Here is a 16,297-nt window from a genome sequence, read left to right as displayed (position 1 = left end):
AATGGAGAGGGGAATTGCATTTGATCCCTAAAGACTATCTTGAGCGGGTGTATGCCGGGTTTCTTGGGATGAATATTGGAATAAGGCTCGGTGCGCCAATTGAGCCTTTGGAATGGACGTTTGAGAGAATTGAAGAAGTCTATGGAGATGTGAGAGGGTACCTCAAGGAGTATAAAACATTTTCAGCTGATGATGATGCAAATGGTCCTGCCTTTTTTATACGTGCCCTTTACGATGATGCAAAGAGCCGGGAATTGACAGCTGAAGATGTCGGCCGTGCCTGGCTGAATTACACTCGATTTGGAATCGGCATGTTTTGGTGGGGCGGAGAGGGAATCAGCACGGAACATACGGCATATATGAACTTGCAGAGAGGTATTCTTCCGCCGCATTCGGGTTCTGCAGAAAAAAATGGATTAACATTGGCTGAGCAAATTGGCGGACAGATTTTTGTTGATACATGGGGGCTGCTTTTCCCCGGAAATCCTGAAAGTGCTGCTGATTATGCTGCCAGAGCAGCAAGCGTATCACATGATAAAAACGGGATATATGGCGCTAGATTTATTGCAGCCTGCATAGCTGAAGCGTTTCAAGCAGAGAGCGTCATGGACGTTATTGTGAACGGTTTAAAAACAATTCCATCTGATAGCACGTACGCAAAAATAGTCAATGAAGTGATTGATTATCATTGGGAGCATCCTGAGGATTTCAGAGCCTGCAGAAATTTTTTAGAGGAGAATTGGGGATATGACAAATATCCTGGTGTCTGCCACATTATTCCTAATGCAGGTGTTTGTATTCTTGCTCTTTTATACGGAAAAGGAAACTTTGAGAGAACAATTGAGATCGCGGCAATGTGCGGATGGGATACAGATTGCAATGCAGGAAAGATAGGAACGATTGTTGGTGTGTGGAATGGGATCGGAAAAATTCCGCAGCACTACAGGCAGCCAATCAATGATTTTATTGTGTTATCGAGTGTATCTGGCTATTTAAATATCATGGATATTCCGACTTTTTCAAAAGAGCTTGCGCTGCTCGGCTGCAGGCTTTCAAAACAGCCGCCTCCAAACGGACTGATCAGCAGCTTTAAAGAAAATCAAATCTATTTTGACTTTACGCTGCCAGGATCCACACATGGGTTTCAGACTGATTTCCCTTTCAAAACCTTCATCAGGCATAACAGAGATAAAGGATATCAAACGAGGGGATCACTCGAAGTTTTTATTGATCGGATGGTAGAGGGCGAGGCAAGCAAAGTATTTTATAAACCTTTTCATAGAAGGAAAGATTTTAATGATGAAAAATATAAGCCATCGTTTGCCCCAAAAGCATGCAGCGGTCAAACGGTCAGCATGCAGCTCTTTTTAGATAAATGGCAGGGAGAAGAATTTCTCGTAACTCCTTATGTCCGAAACACCTTTAATGAGATGGATATTAAACTGGAATCTCTTCCACTTCATAATCAGGCATGGAACAAGATAGAGTTTACGATTCCAGACACAGATGGAGCAATTATTGATGAAGTTGGCTTTATTATCGAAAGTCCATCACCGCTCTTAAACCGTGCCTTTGGAAAATTGTATTTAGATGAGTTTCAAATTTACGGCAAATCAAGCTATAAAATTGACTTCAGCAAGCAGGCCGTTGAGTTTCAGTCTGTCACACCATTTGCCCATCATATGGGGAGTGTGAGTCTCGAACAAGGGGAAATGAGGTGTTTCTCTGATACGGAGTGCTCTTCTTTTACAGGAAACTATTATTCAAAAAACTATAAGTACTCAGCAACTATAAAGCCGCTAAGCGGTGAACACCATTCACTGATTTTCAGGGCGGAAGGAATTTATCGCCATTACAAAGCGGGTTTTGACGGGAAAAATAATGTTTCACTGTTAGTAAATGATTTTGGATTAACAAGGCTGATTGAAGTGCCTTTCACATGGAGGTACGGAGAAGAATATCGTTTTGAGGTGATCTGCAGCGAAAATCTCATCCGGTTTTTAATAGATGGAAAACAGATTTTCTCTATGGAAGATGATCGCTATCAACGAGGTATGTTCGGGTTCTCGGTATTGGGAAAAGGAGAAGCTCTTCTGGCAAAGGCTGAAATTGAAGAACTATAGGAAGCAGCAGGGGGAAAATCATTGAGAGACAAGAAAGCTACAATTCGAGATGTAGCAAAGGAAGCTGGGGTGTCTGTTGCTACCATCTCCAGATATCTGAATAAAAAAGGATACGTCAGTCTAGAAACGGAAAAAAGGATTCAGTTCGTGATGGAGACATTGAAGTATAAACCAAATGAAATTGCGAGAGGTCTTGCAAGGCAAAAAACAAATACAATCGCACTGTTCATTCCGGACATTATCAATCCCTTTTTTCCTGAACTCGTCAGTGCGATTGAAAGAGAAGCAAACAGCAAGGGATACAAAATGATTCTCGTACATGCTGATTTTGAGGAAATGACTGAGCCATACATGTGGGAAGGCTTCGAAAATATGTATATAGACGGATTTATTTTTGCTTCCTACCAGCTTAAGCCAACATCCATTCAGCGATTGCAGTATAAAGAGATTCCTTTTGTAATTGTCGATCGTGCAGCAAATGTGACCTTGAAAAACTCGGTCACAATCGATAACTATAAAGGTGCAAAGCTTGCAGTCAGGCATCTTTACTCAGTCGGATGCAGAAAGATTATTCATATTAGCGGACCCATTCATCTTGTGCCGTCTCAAGAAAGGCTGAGAGGTTATATGGAAACCGTAAAGCAATATTCGCTGGACTTTATCCACTATGAAGCAGATTTCAGTCTGGAAAGCGGCATTTCATTAACTAAAAAAGCCATGGCCGAACATCCAGATGCTGATGGCTTTTTTCTCGGAAATGACTTAATGGCGATTGGCTGCTTAAAAATGCTGAAGTATCTTCAGAAAAGGGTGCCGGAAGAAATTGCGATTGCAGGCTTCGACGGGATTGCCCTTACAACAATGGTAGAACCTGAAATTACGACTGTTGTACAGCCAATCTCAGAAATAGGGATTGCTGCAGCGAACAAGCTGCTCCTTTTAATCAATGGAATACAGGATAAACAGGAGAGCTTGCCTGAACTAAATGTGACTCTGGCAGCAAGAGCTTCAACGCTCGGATTTAAGGGAGGAGCAAATAGAAAAAAGGAGGCTTGAGAATGCTTGGAAAAATAGAAGGGGTTCTTTATGGAGGCGCGATAGGGGATGCGATGGGATCTCCAACAGAAGGTTTAACTCCTGAAATGATTATGTCAAAATTCGGCACAGTCACAACGTTTAGGGAACCAGCAAGCGACGCATGGAAGGAACCGGGTAATATGAGGCCGCTCGAAAAAGGAAATGGCCATATAACTGATGATACGTTAATGGTTGAGGCGATGCTTAAAGTATATGCTAAAAAACAAAGCCATTTAACGGCTTATGATATAGCAGAGGCCCTAGTTGAAGAAATAGCCGAGAAAAATGTGTATATTCCAGAGCTTCGAAAAGAAGCACCAGTAATTTCTAGACTTTATTATCCAGAGCAGTACTTATTTTTGCGTCACAGACTCGCAAATGTAGATCCGCGTGAAGCGGGGCAGGGCAATATGGTGAACTGCGGAGCAGCAATGTACATGAGTCCAGTTGGAATCATGAATGCAGGTGATCCTGAGCGTGCCTACCAAGAAGCAATTGACATTGCCGGTGCTCATCAAACAAGCTATGGACGGGAGGCTGCGGGAATCATGGCAGCTGCAGTAGCAGAAGCACTAAGTAAAGATGCAACCGTACAAAGTATATTAAGTGTTGCAAGGTCACTTGCTAAAGACGGAACAAAGCTAGCGATTGAATCTGTACTTGATGCAGCAGCAGTCCATCTGGAATGGGAAACGGCACGGGAAGATCTCCGCAAAGCCATGGAACCGTTCGATACTGTTAAAAACTTCTCCGATCGAAAAAAAACAGGCAAAGGAAACGCCAATACACCAAGCAGAATTCATTCAATTGAAGAATTGCCCATCGCCCTCGCCATGTTCAGCATCGCAGGAGGAGACACGATGAAGACTATTATCGGCGGTGTAAACTATGGTCATGATGCAGACTCTATTGCAAGTATGGGAGGTGCAATAGCGGGTGCTTTAAATGGGGAATTATCCTTGCCAAACGAATTCAAAAAGGAAGTGGATTTTGTTAATAAACGCTCATTTAAAGCATTGTCTCAAGTAGCGTATACGACTATGGCATTGATCCTGAAAAATGATAAAGTTAAATTTGAGAGCAGAATAAATAGAATTGATTTTTGAGTGATGAACTGCAGCTGAATAAGAAGCTGCGGTTTTTTTATTCATTTGCTTTAATCGTGCACGAACACAGTTATGAGGGAATTGGAAGAGTGGACAGAAATAAGATTTTGATCAAGTTAGGCGGTTCACCCTGTTTAGGGAAGCAGAGTTCGTTATAACAGGACAGTGTCCAATGCTGTGAAAGACTCCCTAAATTGTTTCTCAAATTAGTGTTGAATATTAGGAGATGAATGGAAAAAAGAAAGGAAACGCTGTAAATGAAAAGTATTTTATGCATTTTTTCAAGTAAATATGGACATTTGGAAAGGATTCGATTTTTTTGGAAAGTAAAGCTTATTCCAATTTGAAATATTGTAACAGGGAAATTCCGATCAGTGAAAAGACATAAATATTGATTAGGTTAGTCTTTTGCGGAAAAAGAGCTAACTAGAAGTAAATTTCACTATATAAGGACGAGGATTAGATTAATGATAGAAAGGGTAAGAAAGAATATCCTTGATTTAATTATACAAATATTGGATGCGGATAAATGTGTAGACTTTATAACATGGGGGTAAAGATTAATACAAACTTATGGAAAGAGGTACAGCGATGAGGAAGCCGACCATATACTTTTTGTCATACTACAACTCATGCAGAAGCTTAATCGCAGTAGCTTGGGCAAAAAAACTGTTCTCAAGCAAATGGCAAATTGAAAGTGCCGGTCTTGCTAAAAAACAAGTTAATCCTGCCTGCGTGAGAGCAATGAGAGAAGTAAATGTGTTTATAGATGATTACGATTCGGGAAAAATTGATCTTAAAACACTAAACGAAGCTTCATATGTTGTTCAAATGTATGACTTCAAACATGAAAAAACCCCGCCAGTTGAAGAAGGGAACAATGTCATGTCCTGGAATTTGCCGAATCTGTCTTTGTATTCTTTTGACAGTGATGAGGAAGAGTTTGCCTATTATCAAGAGCTGTGTGATGAAATTGCAATGAAAGTGAAGTATCTATATGAAAGAATAGATGGTACGAAACAAAATTATACAGCCTGGGTCATGTAAGACAAATAAAAAAGCTTGGCAGCAGCCAAGCATACATATGTTAATTAATTTAAAACATGTTCGACCCTTGATTTCCCTGCATTCATAAAGCTTAAACTCATTTCTGCTCTAAATCCAGTAAGAATAAGCTTTACTCCAATCAATTCCAAAACTGTCCACAACGATTTCATCAACCTTATAAACTCCTGAAAAGTCGATAATCAGCGCGCTTAGCTGCAGCTGTGAAGATCTAGTTAATGACTGCTCGATTAAATCCAATATGGATGTTTATCCTCTGTCTGAATATATTCTCCTGCATAGTTGATCAGCTGCGTTAGGATGTCTGATACTTGCTGCTGTATTTGCTGATTGCTTTTTACTGCAGAATCTTCATCAAATACCTCTTCAATCATGGAAGTGTCCGAGCGGGGGAGTGTCTGATTATCTTTTTTCCAAATACACCATAGGGATCATCGAAATCCGCTATGTCCATCTTGCGTTCTCCTTTTCATTCCTTAAGCAGTTCTCCTTTATTTTAGGTCTTATTTGCTGATTTCAGTAGAAAGATTAGGAGAAAGGTAACTAAATAGAACTGCGGCAAAGATGTGCACATTTCTTCTTTTGATTAATGAGCAGATCGAAGTCCATTTTCGAACATATAAAGCAATCCTTGTTCAAATCCGGCAGCCCAAACTGACATACCGTGTCCTCCGTTCAGGATGCGAAGTTCTGCCGGACTTCCAGGTACAGGTTCCCATTTTTCAAAGGGACGATTAAAGACGTTTGATCGATGAATAAATTGATAGGAAGTGACGGCTTGAACTTCCATATTATATTTATAAGAGTCTTCTGGAAGATCTTCTTTTTCACTTACATGATTCCAATCATCATCTCCTGCGATAATAAACATAGGTACTTCAAAAGATTGCCTGCCGTATGCGGCGAGTGCCTGCGGGTAGTTAAACGCTTCCCATATATCAGGATCAAAAGGTTCTCCAAATGAACCTCTGCTGACAGCTCCTGAAGTTGCAGGCGCTTCGTCATGCTGAATGGCCGGACTTAACAAGGATGTTCCGGCAAACAGATGCGGATAGACAAGAGAATAGCGCAATGCTCCGTATCCGCCCATCGAATACCCGATGAGCCCGCGTCCGTTTCTCTCTGAGATGGTGTTATAATCTTCATCTATTTTTCCGATTAAATCGTTGATAACGGCTGATTCTGCATTTCCGTATTTCGTCGAATTCACCCAATAGCTGTTTCCGGTGACAGGGGCAACAGCAATCACAGGTCCAATCTTCTTCTTTTCAATCATTTCATCTAAAATCGGCCAGAATTTATCCCAGCTCCTTTCATCACCGTAGGAGCCGTGAAGCAAATAGAGAACTGGATACTTTTTTACAGCATTTTGGTCATACCCATGAGGTGTATAGACGACATATTTAAGTTCGTCCTGACCGTCTGTTTCATCGGTAAATAAGCTTGGAGCTCTGAATGTTGAAATGCTGACCGTTCCTTTTTTTTCTGAAAGATAGGTATCAGGATTGTAGATCGGTGACATTTCAGTGCTTTCTGTTTTTCCAAACATATACTTTAATCCTTCTTGAAATCCCTTAATCCACACATCCATTCCATGACCGCCATTAATAATCCGCAGTTCAGCGGGACTTGCAGGAACCTCTTCCCATTTTGGAAAGTTTGCTCCAAAAAGATTTTTTCTGTGCAGCTCTTGATACAGCTGAACAGCTTGAACTTCCATATTATATTTATACGCATCTGCAGGGAGGTCTTCCTTTTCGCTGAGATGATTCCAGTCATCATCTCCTGTCACGATATAGATAGGTACCCGGTTAGGCTGGTTTACATAGCTTTCAATGGCAGTCGGATAATTATTGGCATTCCAAAGGGCGGGGTCATATGGTTCTCCAAAGCTTCCGCGTTCAACAGCTCCAGATGTAGCCGGAGGTTCTCCATTTTGAATAGCTGGACTTAAAAGAGTTGCTGCTGCAAACAAATCAGGATAAACCATTGAATATCTGAGGGCCCCATATCCTCCCATCGAATAACCGGAAATGTATCTTCCTCCGCGATCTGCAATCGAATTGTATTTTTTATCAATATGCGGAATTAAATCTTCAATAATAGCACTTTCAAAGTGGCCGTACTTTGCAGAATTTACCCAATAAGAATTTCCAGTGGAAGGGACCACGGCTATAAGCGGCTCAATTTCTTTTTTCTCAATCATGTCATCCAGTTTCCCAAAAAAATCATCCCAGCTGTTTTCATTACCGAAGCTGCCATGAAGCAAATAGATGACTGGATAGCCTTCTGATCGTTTTTTATCATATCCTTTTGGAAGGTATATTTTATAGGTGAGTTTATGATGTTTGGGACGGCTATCTTTTTGCAATGCCTTTGAGTGAATGGTTTCAACAGCGGTGGTGCTGGATGATGCATGTTGTTTTTTTGCAAAAGAAGAAGACGGATCGGTAAAATTGATCATCAAAAAGACGATGAGAAGCAAGAGCCATATTTTTTTATTCCCCACTTTAGGAACCTCCTTTTTTTATGTATACTCTTATAGTTTATTAGAAAACGGCCTGATTGATTATTAAGCATTTACAAAAAAAAGCTGCCAGTTCGGCAGCATTGGATTACTTGTTATTTAATAATTGAACTAACAGGGGTTTATTTTTTACCAAGTCAGCAAGTGTAAACCCATCAAGCACCTCAAAATAAGCCTGCAGAGCTTTACTGAGTACGCCTCTTAACGTGCATACAGGAGAGATGGCGCAGGTATTGCGTTCTGGGTCAAAGCATTCGACTAGATTAAAATCGTCTTCTGTCTGTCTGACAATATATCCGATATTAATGTCAGCAGGATCTTTAGCCAAACGGATTCCGCCATTGCGTCCTCTGATCGTTTCTATCACATTCAGTTTCCCAAGTTCATATGTCACTTTCATTAAGTGATTTTTGGAAATTTGGTATGCATCCGCTATTTCTTTTATATTTGAAAGCTCCTTTTTTTCCTTAGAAGCCAAGTAAATCAGCACTCTTAGTGAATAATCCGTATAGTTTGTTAATCTCATTAAAGTACATCGCCCCATTGCATGAAGTATACCTATCTTATCACAGCATAAAGACCTTTAGAAAAAGATTGAGATGAAATGTGACAGGTTTCTTAAAGATGTATTTGAAATATTGCTTTAAATCACTTCTCGCTCTAAGATAAAGATGTATTTAAAATACTACTTTAAAATAAAGGAGCACATCCGCATGCTGGCTCAAAAAACAATTGAAATCATTCAGTCAACTGTACCTGTTTTAGAAGAAAAAGGTGTAGAAATTACTTCTCGCTTTTACAAAAATCTTTTTGAAAGCCACCCAGAGCTATTAAATATTTTCAATCATGCCAATCAGCAAAAGGGGAGACAGCAAACTGCACTTGCAAATACGGTTTACGCAGCAGCGAAAAACATTCACCAGCTTCACATGATTTTGCCTGTTGTGAAACAAATTGCTCATAAACACCGCAGTCTCGGTGTTAAACCAGAGCATTATCCGATTGTCGGGGAACACTTGCTGCAAGCAATCAAACAAGTGCTTGGAGACGCTGCAACACCTGAGATTTTACAAGCTTGGGGAAATGCATATGGCGTCATTGCCGGTTTTTTTATCGACGCAGAAAAGGATTTATATAATGAAGCAGGATGGGAAGGGTTCAAGCCATTCAAGGTTGTCCGCATTGAGAAAGAAAGCGAATTTATCTCTTCTTTCTATTTAGATTCATCAGAAGGGATACCGGCTTTTCAGTCAGGTCAGTACATTTCGCTTCGGATCAGCATTCCTTCAGAAACGTATGCGATGAATAGACAATATAGTTTGTCAGGCAGCAAGGATATGCCATATTTAAGAATTTCAGTGAAACGGGAAGGCGGAATCGAATCTGAAGCAGGCAAAGTATCCAATTACCTTCATGATTATGTATCAGTCGGAGATATGGTAGAAATCAGTGCTCCTGCAGGTGAATTTGTCTTAAGTGATTCAGCTGAAACCCCTGTAACGTTTATTAGCGGAGGAGTAGGAATCACCCCATTTATGAGCATGCTTCATACTCTTGCAAAAGATCAGGCGGAACGCGAAGTGACCTTTATTCATGCAACACAGAATAGCAGCACACATGCTTTTTCAAAAGAAACTGCTGAATTATGTGCTAAATTGCCGGACAGCCGTACATTTGCATTTTACAGCAAACCTTCTGCTCAAGACTGCATCGATCAATGTTTTTACAAAGAAGGCATAATCGGCAAGAATGACTTAGAAAAAATTCTGGACAATAAAGAAGGGGAATTTTATATTTGCGGTCCTGCTTCATTTATGAAAGCAATGATTCAAAATCTGATCGATCTAGGAGTTAAACAGGAAAAGATCCATTACGAATTCTTTGGTCCTGCTATGGACTTAAAAGCAGAACCTGCAGCGATTTCATGATCACATAAAAAACTCCAATCCTTTCTCGTTGACAGATGATCCCCAACAACTTAACATGGTTAAGTATTTAAAAAAATAAAATGTCTGATGCAGCAGTTTATTATAGGAAGAGGGGCTGTCATTTTGTCAGCAGAACAAAAGAAAAAAATGTTTATATTAATGATCAACATGTTTATTGCGATTGGAAGTTTTGGGATTATAATTCCGATTCTGCCGGCATATTTGGAATCCATTAACCAGGGCGGTACAGCAGCTGGTTTAATGATTGCCATATTTGCAGGCGCACAGCTCATTTTTTCTCCGATAGCGGGAAAATGGGCAGACCAATATGGCCGCAGAAAAATGATTATCTACGGTTTAATAGGGTTAACACTCTCGATGTTTGTGTTTTACGCATTTGATTCGATTTGGTGGCTATATGCTTCCCGTGTCATTGGGGGAATTGGAGCAGCTTTATTAGTTCCGGCAATCTTTGCATATGTTGCAGATATCACTTCAATGGACCAGCGTGCAAAAGGAAACAGCTTCGTTTCAGCTGCGATGTCACTTGGTATCGTCGTTGGACCAGGAATCGGCGGCTTTCTTGCAGACTTTGGCTTGAAAATGCCGTTCTTAATCTCAGCAATCGTTTCACTGGCAGCTGTCATTTTCTCAATCCTTGTTCTTGAAGAAAGCGAAACGAAGGATGCCACTGCAATGACTATGCCAAAAGATAATGAATCAATGGCTAAAAAGATGGTACGTTCAATCAGCATTCCATACTTCGTGCCGCTTGTAATCACGCTCGTAATGAGCTTCGGTTTGATGGCGTACGAGTCGGTTCTTGGGTTATTTGTAGACAATCAATTCGATGCAACACCTCAGCAAATCGCTCTTATGATTACTTCTACTGGAATCATTAGTGTCATTGTTCAGCTATTTGTAGTGGATCGCGTTGTAAGACGCTACGGCGAAGGGATGGTTTTGAACATTTTCCTTGCTGTGGCAGCAATCGGATTTTTATTATCGCTATTTGCTTCAAGCTACATTCTATTCTTTGGTGTCACATTACTGATTTTCCTTGCCACATCAATCCTGCGTCCTGTACTGAATACGCTCATCTCGAAAATGGCTGGTGATGAACAGGGCTTTGCAATGGGTATGAACAATGCATACATGAGCATCGGCAATATTCTTGGACCAACACTCGCAGGCATGCTGTATGATGTTCAAATCTTGTATCCGTTTGTTTTAGGGCTCGCGTTCCTAGTGGTTACACTGATTATGACTATCTTTTGGCAAAAACGCACATTAAAGCAAACTGTATCTGTTGAGAGAGTATAAGCAGAAAAACGTTCGGTGAAGCAGCCGAACGTTTTATTGTTATTCTTCGTTGATTTCTTCCATTTTTTCTTTCGTGCCATCACTTTTAACTGCTGTTACCGACGTATCTTTCACGCTGCTGATGGCGTACCAAAATCGTTTGCCGTCTTCAACCTTGATAATTTTGGCTAATGCGTCTCCCGCATAAACTTCAGATACCGATTCATCTGTTATAGCACCTGAATAAATGTATGGTATTTCATGCATGGCAGACCATTGTACTCGAGAATCCAATTCCGCTCCTCTTGTCCGGATCCAGTTCCATATTCCATTTTTTCTTTTCAAAGTATGCTATGAATAGCTGTTCTCTATTATTCTTTTGCTCTTTGAAAACAGCAATAGCATCATCAGGGTGTACAATATTGTATTCCTTGTGTAAGAGAGAATACGAGTAATCAACCTCATTTCCCCACTCTTTCTTTGTTTCCTCCATTTTTGTATGGAAAAAATCTTCAAACGTCTGTTCTTTTGAACACCCGGTTAGAATGGCTATAGATATTATGATTGCTAAAATGATTGGATGTTTCATGCGTCGTCCCCTTAGTGCTTTATTTTATCTGAAATATCCTTTTTCTAGTTGCCTTTGGCCATTTAAAGCCCTGGCAAACATGGAAATGCACTCATTTTCAAGCGTGGCAGTATCTCTGACTGCTGCGGAGTCTGTCTTAATCACTGAAATGAGAGTTCAAACGGTGTATGTACAATTCTATCAGTGAAATCCGCAGTTTTATCAGTCTAAATAGTGATTTTATCAGTATTTCCAATAAAATACATTGATCCTGTACTCGCACTATCAATAACAATACAATAACCAAAGGTTCCATTCAATACTATGTTCAAGGGAATCTCTTTAAAATCAAACTTCAGCCTGCTAAGCTTTTTTTCATCTTTTCGGACTCCGATTCATACATTGTCTTAAAGAGGAGATAGGGGGAAAACGCGTGAACGAAGCTTACCGGAAATCACTTGAATATGCCATTGCAGAAATTACGGAAATTGCAGATGGATTTGGGCTGGACTATTATCCGATGCGGTATGAAATTTGTCCGGCTGATATCATTTATACATTTGGTGCCTACGGAATGCCGACCCGTTTTTCACATTGGAGCTTTGGAAAACAATTTTATAAAATGAAGCTTCACTACGATCTGGGCTTAAGCAAAATTTATGAATTGGTTATTAATTCTGATCCATGCTATGCCTTTTTGCTTGATACTAATTCACTTATTCAAAATAAATTAATTGTCGCACACGTTCTTGCCCATTGTGATTTTTTCAAGAACAACAGCCGGTTTCAAAATACAAAACGGGACATGGTGGAAAGCATGGCGGCAACTGCGGAGCGGATCAAACAATATGAAATTGATCATGGCAGAGCAGAAGTAGAAACATTCTTAGACGCTGTTCTTGCCATTCAAGAGCATATCGATCCGTCGTTAATGCGACCAAAATTATCATGGACAATGGGGGATGAGGAAGAAGAAGATGTCAAAAAAACCTCACCTTATGATGACTTGTGGGGACTGGATGACAAACAAAAGCCTAAAGCGGCACCTTCAAAAAAGAAAAAGCAATTTCCGCCATCGCCTGAAAAGGACATCCTGCTGTTCATTGAAGAATACAGCCGAGACCTTGAAGAATGGCAGCGTGACATTTTAACCATGATGCGCGAGGAAATGCTCTATTTCTGGCCTCAGCTCGAGACAAAAATCATGAACGAAGGCTGGGCTTCCTTCTGGCATCAGCGTATCCTGCGGGAGCTTGATCTCACTTCAGACGAGGCAATTGAGTTTGCAAAACTGAATGCAGGAGTCGTTCAGCCTTCACGTACTGGCATTAATCCATACTATTTGGGACTGAAAATCTTTGAAGATATCGAAGAGCGTTACAATAACCCGACAGAAGATATGATCAAACTTGGGGTTGAACGAGGATCAGGACGGGAAAAAATGTTTGAAGTAAGAGAAGTTGAATCTGATTTATCCTTTATCCGAAATTACATGACAAAAGATCTAGTCACCAGGGAAGATATGTATCTTTTCCAAAAGCAAGGCAGAGATTATAAGGTCGTTGATAAAGAATGGGAACATGTCCGCGATCAGTTAATCAACATGCGTGTAAACGGAGGGTTCCCGTACATTACAGTGAACGATGGGGATTACCTGAAAAATAATGAACTGTATTTGAAGCATTGGTATGAAGATATTGAACTCGACTTGAAATATCTCGAAAAAGTGCTTCCGTATATTCACCAGCTTTGGGGACGCGCGGTGCATATGGAGTCGATTTTGGAAGGGAAGCCGGTATTGTTTACGTATGACGGGAAAGCGATTCATCGGAAGTATTTGTAAAAATAGCAGCTTATGCTGCTTTTTTTTGTGAACAAATTTTTTGCATGTATATGAACATATGTATATATATTAAATTTTTATCTCCATATCCTTTCTTATTTAAAAACGTTTCCTTTCTAACGAGAAAAAGAAATAATATTCAAAAGATTGTTTGACTATAGTGGATCACCTGCATATACTAATAATCAAACGAATGTTTGAATGTAGGGGTGAGTATATGAAAATCCAAGATGTATGTGAAGTACCCTGTGTTGATAGTAAAAAGGTACAACGGGTAAAAGAGCAGCTGGACAAACAAGAAACATCACCTGTTGCCAAAATTTATAAAGCATTATCTGATGATACAAGATTGAAGATTGCCTACGCTCTTTCTTTAGAAGAAGAATTATGTGTATGCGATGCAGCAAATATAGTAGGTGCAACAATGGCGACAGCCTCTCACCATTTAAGGCTTCTTAATAACTTAGGTCTAGCAAAATATCGAAAAGAGGGAAAGCTTGTTTTTTATTCATTAGATGATGACCATGTGAAACAGCTTATACAAATAGCTTTTGCTCATCAAAGGGAGTTGAGTGTTCGTGGCAGCTGAAGTGGAACAAATCGGGGAAAAGAATGTATACCGCGTTCAAGGCTTCACATGTGCTGGCTGTGCAGGGAAATTTGAACGAAATGTAAAAGAACTGAATGGTGTACAAGATGCAAAAGTGAATTTCGGTGCAGCGAAATTGACGGTAGTAGGAAACCCGAGTATTAAAGAGCTGGAAAAGGCAGGGGCTTTTGAAAATCTAAAACTAACACCTGAAAAAGAGAAGATTCAGGCAGTCAAAGAACCTTTCATGAAAAAGTATGGCACTCTCATAACTTCCGGATTGTTCATAGCAATCGGTTATTTTTCAATGATGATGTATGGAGAGGAAAGTATTCAATCCATTCTTGCCTTTTTAGTTGCCATCATCATTGGGGGTTACTCATTATTTGTTGTCGGTTTCAAGAATTTGATTCGTTTTGAATTTGATATGAAAACCTTAATGACAATTGCCATTATCGGAGCGGCTATTATTGGGGAGTGGAGCGAAGGTGCGATTGTCGTTATCTTGTTCGCCATCAGCGAAGCGTTAGAATCTTATTCGATGGATAAAGCACGGCAATCGATTCGTTCCTTAATGGATATTGCCCCAAAAGAAGCTCTCATACGACGCAATGGCACAGAAAGCATGATTACAGTTGAGGATATTCAAGTCGGAGACATTATGATCGTTAAGCCAGGTCAGAAAATCGCAATGGATGGTATGGTTGTAAAAGGAAATTCATCCATCAACCAAGCAGCGATAACTGGAGAATCTGTTCCTGTTGAAAAAGGAATTGATGATGAGGTTTTTGCAGGAACATTAAATACAGAAGGTTTATTAGAAGTTAAAGTAACAAAGCACGTAGATGATACAACCATTGCAAAGATCATCCATCTTGTGGAAGAAGCTCAGGCAGAACGTGCTCCTTCCCAAGCGTTTGTTGATAAATTCGCGAAATGGTATACACCAGCTATTATGGTCGCGGCATTCCTTGTCGCGGTTCTGCCTCCCCTTTTCTTTGAAGCAAGCTGGGATACTTGGATTTATCAAGGGTTAGCGGTATTGGTTGTTGGCTGTCCGTGTGCATTAGTCATTTCAACCCCAGTATCCATCGTCACTGCAATAGGGAACGCAGCGAAAAACGGAGTCTTAATCAAAGGCGGTATTTATTTAGAAGAAATGGGTGAGTTAAAGGCAATCGCCTTTGATAAAACAGGCACGTTAACTAAAGGTATCCCAGTTGTCACTGACTTTGAAATGGTAAACCTTAATGGGAACGAAAATGAATTGTTCTCGATCATTACTGCTTTGGAATATGGTTCCCAGCATCCTCTTGCGTCAGCCATTATGAAAAAAGCAGAAGATAAAGGAATTGCCTATAAACACTTACAAGTAGAAAATTTTTCATCAATTACCGGCAAGGGAATTGAAGGGATCGTTGATGGAGATCATTATTTCATTGGCAGCCCTAAGTTATTTGAAGAAATGCTTCCAGTTCAGATGACTTCTGAAATGAAAGATCGCATTTTATCCTTACAAAATCAAGGTAAAACCGTAATGGTGATTGGTACGAATGAAACCCTTCTCGCAATTTTAGCTGTAGCTGATCAAGTTCGCGAAAGCTCAAAGTATGTTGTGAAAAGATTGCACGATCTAGGCATTAAAAAGACAATCATGCTTACTGGCGATAATAATGGTACCGCACGTGCCATTGGCAATGAGGTAGGCGTTTCTGATTTTCAAGCTGAATTGCACCCTCAGGATAAGCTAAACACGGTAAAGAAATTGAGAGATGAATATGGTCAAGTGGCAATGGTCGGAGACGGTATCAATGATGCACCGGCACTAGCATCTGCAACAGTAGGCATTGCGATGGGCGGGGCTGGAACCGACACTGCTCTTGAAACAGCAGACGTGGCATTAATGGGAGATGATTTAAAGAAACTTCCTTTCACAATTGAACTTAGCCGCAAAGCCCTGTCGATTATTAAACAGAATATTACGTTCGCTTTAGGAATTAAGCTGCTTGCTTTATTACTGGTCATCCCAGGATGGCTAACCCTATGGATTGCCATCTTTGCTGACATGGGAGCTACGCTGATTGTTACATTAAATGGTTTACGGCTTCTGAGAGTTAAAGATAAGTAAGTAAAAAGGCTTTCCAATTAGGAAAGCCTTTTCTACGCTGT

General features: G+C 40.3%; 15 protein-coding genes. 9 read left to right on the top strand and 6 right to left on the bottom strand.

Translation table 11 applies throughout. The features are described from left to right. Positions 1–20 precede the first annotated feature (20 nt). From CYJ36_RS13065 to CYJ36_RS13050, 4 genes are all read left to right on the top strand, one after another. On the top strand, positions 21–2,123 hold the full coding sequence (locus CYJ36_RS13065) for an ADP-ribosylglycohydrolase family protein (RefSeq protein WP_101567712.1): 2,103 nt from the start codon (positions 21–23) through the stop codon (positions 2,121–2,123). Positions 2,124–2,144: 21 nt separating this feature from the next. Continuing rightward, positions 2,145–3,179, top strand: coding sequence for a LacI family DNA-binding transcriptional regulator (locus tag CYJ36_RS13060; RefSeq protein WP_101567711.1), 1,035 nt, complete (start codon positions 2,145–2,147; stop codon positions 3,177–3,179). Between the two features lie 2 nt (positions 3,180–3,181). After that, entirely contained in the window at positions 3,182–4,306 is a 1,125-nt protein-coding gene (locus CYJ36_RS13055; RefSeq protein ID WP_101567710.1) for an ADP-ribosylglycohydrolase family protein, read from the top strand. Between the two features lie 573 nt (positions 4,307–4,879). Continuing rightward, positions 4,880–5,353 (top strand): arsenate reductase/protein-tyrosine-phosphatase family protein, encoded by a 474-nt coding sequence (locus tag CYJ36_RS13050; protein WP_101567709.1) that lies wholly within the window; start codon positions 4,880–4,882, stop codon positions 5,351–5,353. 108 nt (positions 5,354–5,461) lie between these two features. On the opposite strand, the gene CYJ36_RS23670 is transcribed toward CYJ36_RS13050, so the two are convergent. The 4 genes from CYJ36_RS23670 to CYJ36_RS13040 all read right to left on the bottom strand — a co-directional run bounded on the left by CYJ36_RS23670 (position 5,462) and on the right by CYJ36_RS13040 (position 8,424). Continuing rightward, entirely contained in the window at positions 5,462–5,611 is a 150-nt protein-coding gene (locus CYJ36_RS23670) for a hypothetical protein (RefSeq protein WP_180850300.1), read from the bottom strand. Continuing rightward, positions 5,602–5,745: a hypothetical protein gene (locus CYJ36_RS23665; RefSeq protein WP_180850298.1), complete on the bottom strand. Its 144-nt coding sequence runs from the start codon at positions 5,743–5,745 to the stop codon at positions 5,602–5,604. Before CYJ36_RS23665 ends, CYJ36_RS23670 begins: the two co-directional genes overlap by 10 nt. A 212-nt stretch (positions 5,746–5,957) precedes the next feature. Next, on the bottom strand, positions 5,958–7,880 hold the full coding sequence (locus CYJ36_RS13045; protein WP_101567708.1) for an alpha/beta hydrolase: 1,923 nt from the start codon (positions 7,878–7,880) through the stop codon (positions 5,958–5,960). Between the two features lie 106 nt (positions 7,881–7,986). After that, a complete protein-coding gene (locus CYJ36_RS13040) occupies positions 7,987–8,424 on the bottom strand; it encodes an RrF2 family transcriptional regulator (protein WP_101567707.1) in 438 nt (145 codons plus the stop codon). Between the two features lie 187 nt (positions 8,425–8,611). On the opposite strand from CYJ36_RS13040, the gene hmpA reads away from it, so the two are divergent. Continuing rightward, the gene (hmpA, locus tag CYJ36_RS13035) at positions 8,612–9,826 is read left to right on the top strand and encodes an NO-inducible flavohemoprotein (protein ID WP_101567706.1); all 1,215 of its coding nucleotides are present in this window, start codon (positions 8,612–8,614) and stop codon (positions 9,824–9,826) included. A 123-nt stretch (positions 9,827–9,949) separates the two neighbouring features. Beyond that, entirely contained in the window at positions 9,950–11,149 is a 1,200-nt protein-coding gene (locus tag CYJ36_RS13030) for an MFS transporter (RefSeq protein WP_101567705.1), read from the top strand. A 39-nt stretch (positions 11,150–11,188) separates the two neighbouring features. Here CYJ36_RS13030 and CYJ36_RS24425 read toward each other — a convergent pair whose 3' ends face one another. Both CYJ36_RS24425 and CYJ36_RS24420 read right to left on the bottom strand, forming a co-directional pair. Next, entirely contained in the window at positions 11,189–11,422 is a 234-nt protein-coding gene (locus CYJ36_RS24425; RefSeq protein ID WP_257962474.1) for a hypothetical protein, read from the bottom strand. Next, on the bottom strand, positions 11,388–11,717 hold the full coding sequence (locus tag CYJ36_RS24420; RefSeq protein WP_257962473.1) for a hypothetical protein: 330 nt from the start codon (positions 11,715–11,717) through the stop codon (positions 11,388–11,390). The genes CYJ36_RS24425 and CYJ36_RS24420 overlap by 35 nt, the downstream gene beginning before the upstream one ends. A gap of 412 nt (positions 11,718–12,129) precedes the next feature. On the opposite strand from CYJ36_RS24420, the gene CYJ36_RS13020 reads away from it, so the two are divergent. The 3 genes from CYJ36_RS13020 (at position 12,130) to CYJ36_RS13010 (ending at position 16,256) form a co-directional block, all read left to right on the top strand. Further along, on the top strand, positions 12,130–13,539 hold the full coding sequence (locus CYJ36_RS13020; protein WP_101567704.1) for a SpoVR family protein: 1,410 nt from the start codon (positions 12,130–12,132) through the stop codon (positions 13,537–13,539). A gap of 217 nt (positions 13,540–13,756) precedes the next feature. Continuing rightward, on the top strand, positions 13,757–14,128 hold the full coding sequence (locus CYJ36_RS13015; RefSeq protein WP_101567703.1) for an ArsR/SmtB family transcription factor: 372 nt from the start codon (positions 13,757–13,759) through the stop codon (positions 14,126–14,128). Further along, positions 14,118–16,256 (top strand): heavy metal translocating P-type ATPase, encoded by a 2,139-nt coding sequence (locus CYJ36_RS13010; protein WP_101567702.1) that lies wholly within the window; start codon positions 14,118–14,120, stop codon positions 16,254–16,256. The genes CYJ36_RS13015 and CYJ36_RS13010 overlap by 11 nt, the downstream gene beginning before the upstream one ends. Positions 16,257–16,297 lie beyond the last annotated feature (41 nt).

This window comes from Bacillus sp. UMB0893, from assembly GCF_002858905.1.
In the GTDB taxonomy this organism is placed as follows: Bacteria; Bacillota; Bacilli; order Bacillales; family Bacillaceae; genus Bacillus_P.
Note: the sequence above shows the minus strand (reverse complement) of the source record. Positions and strands in the feature narration are given on the sequence as shown.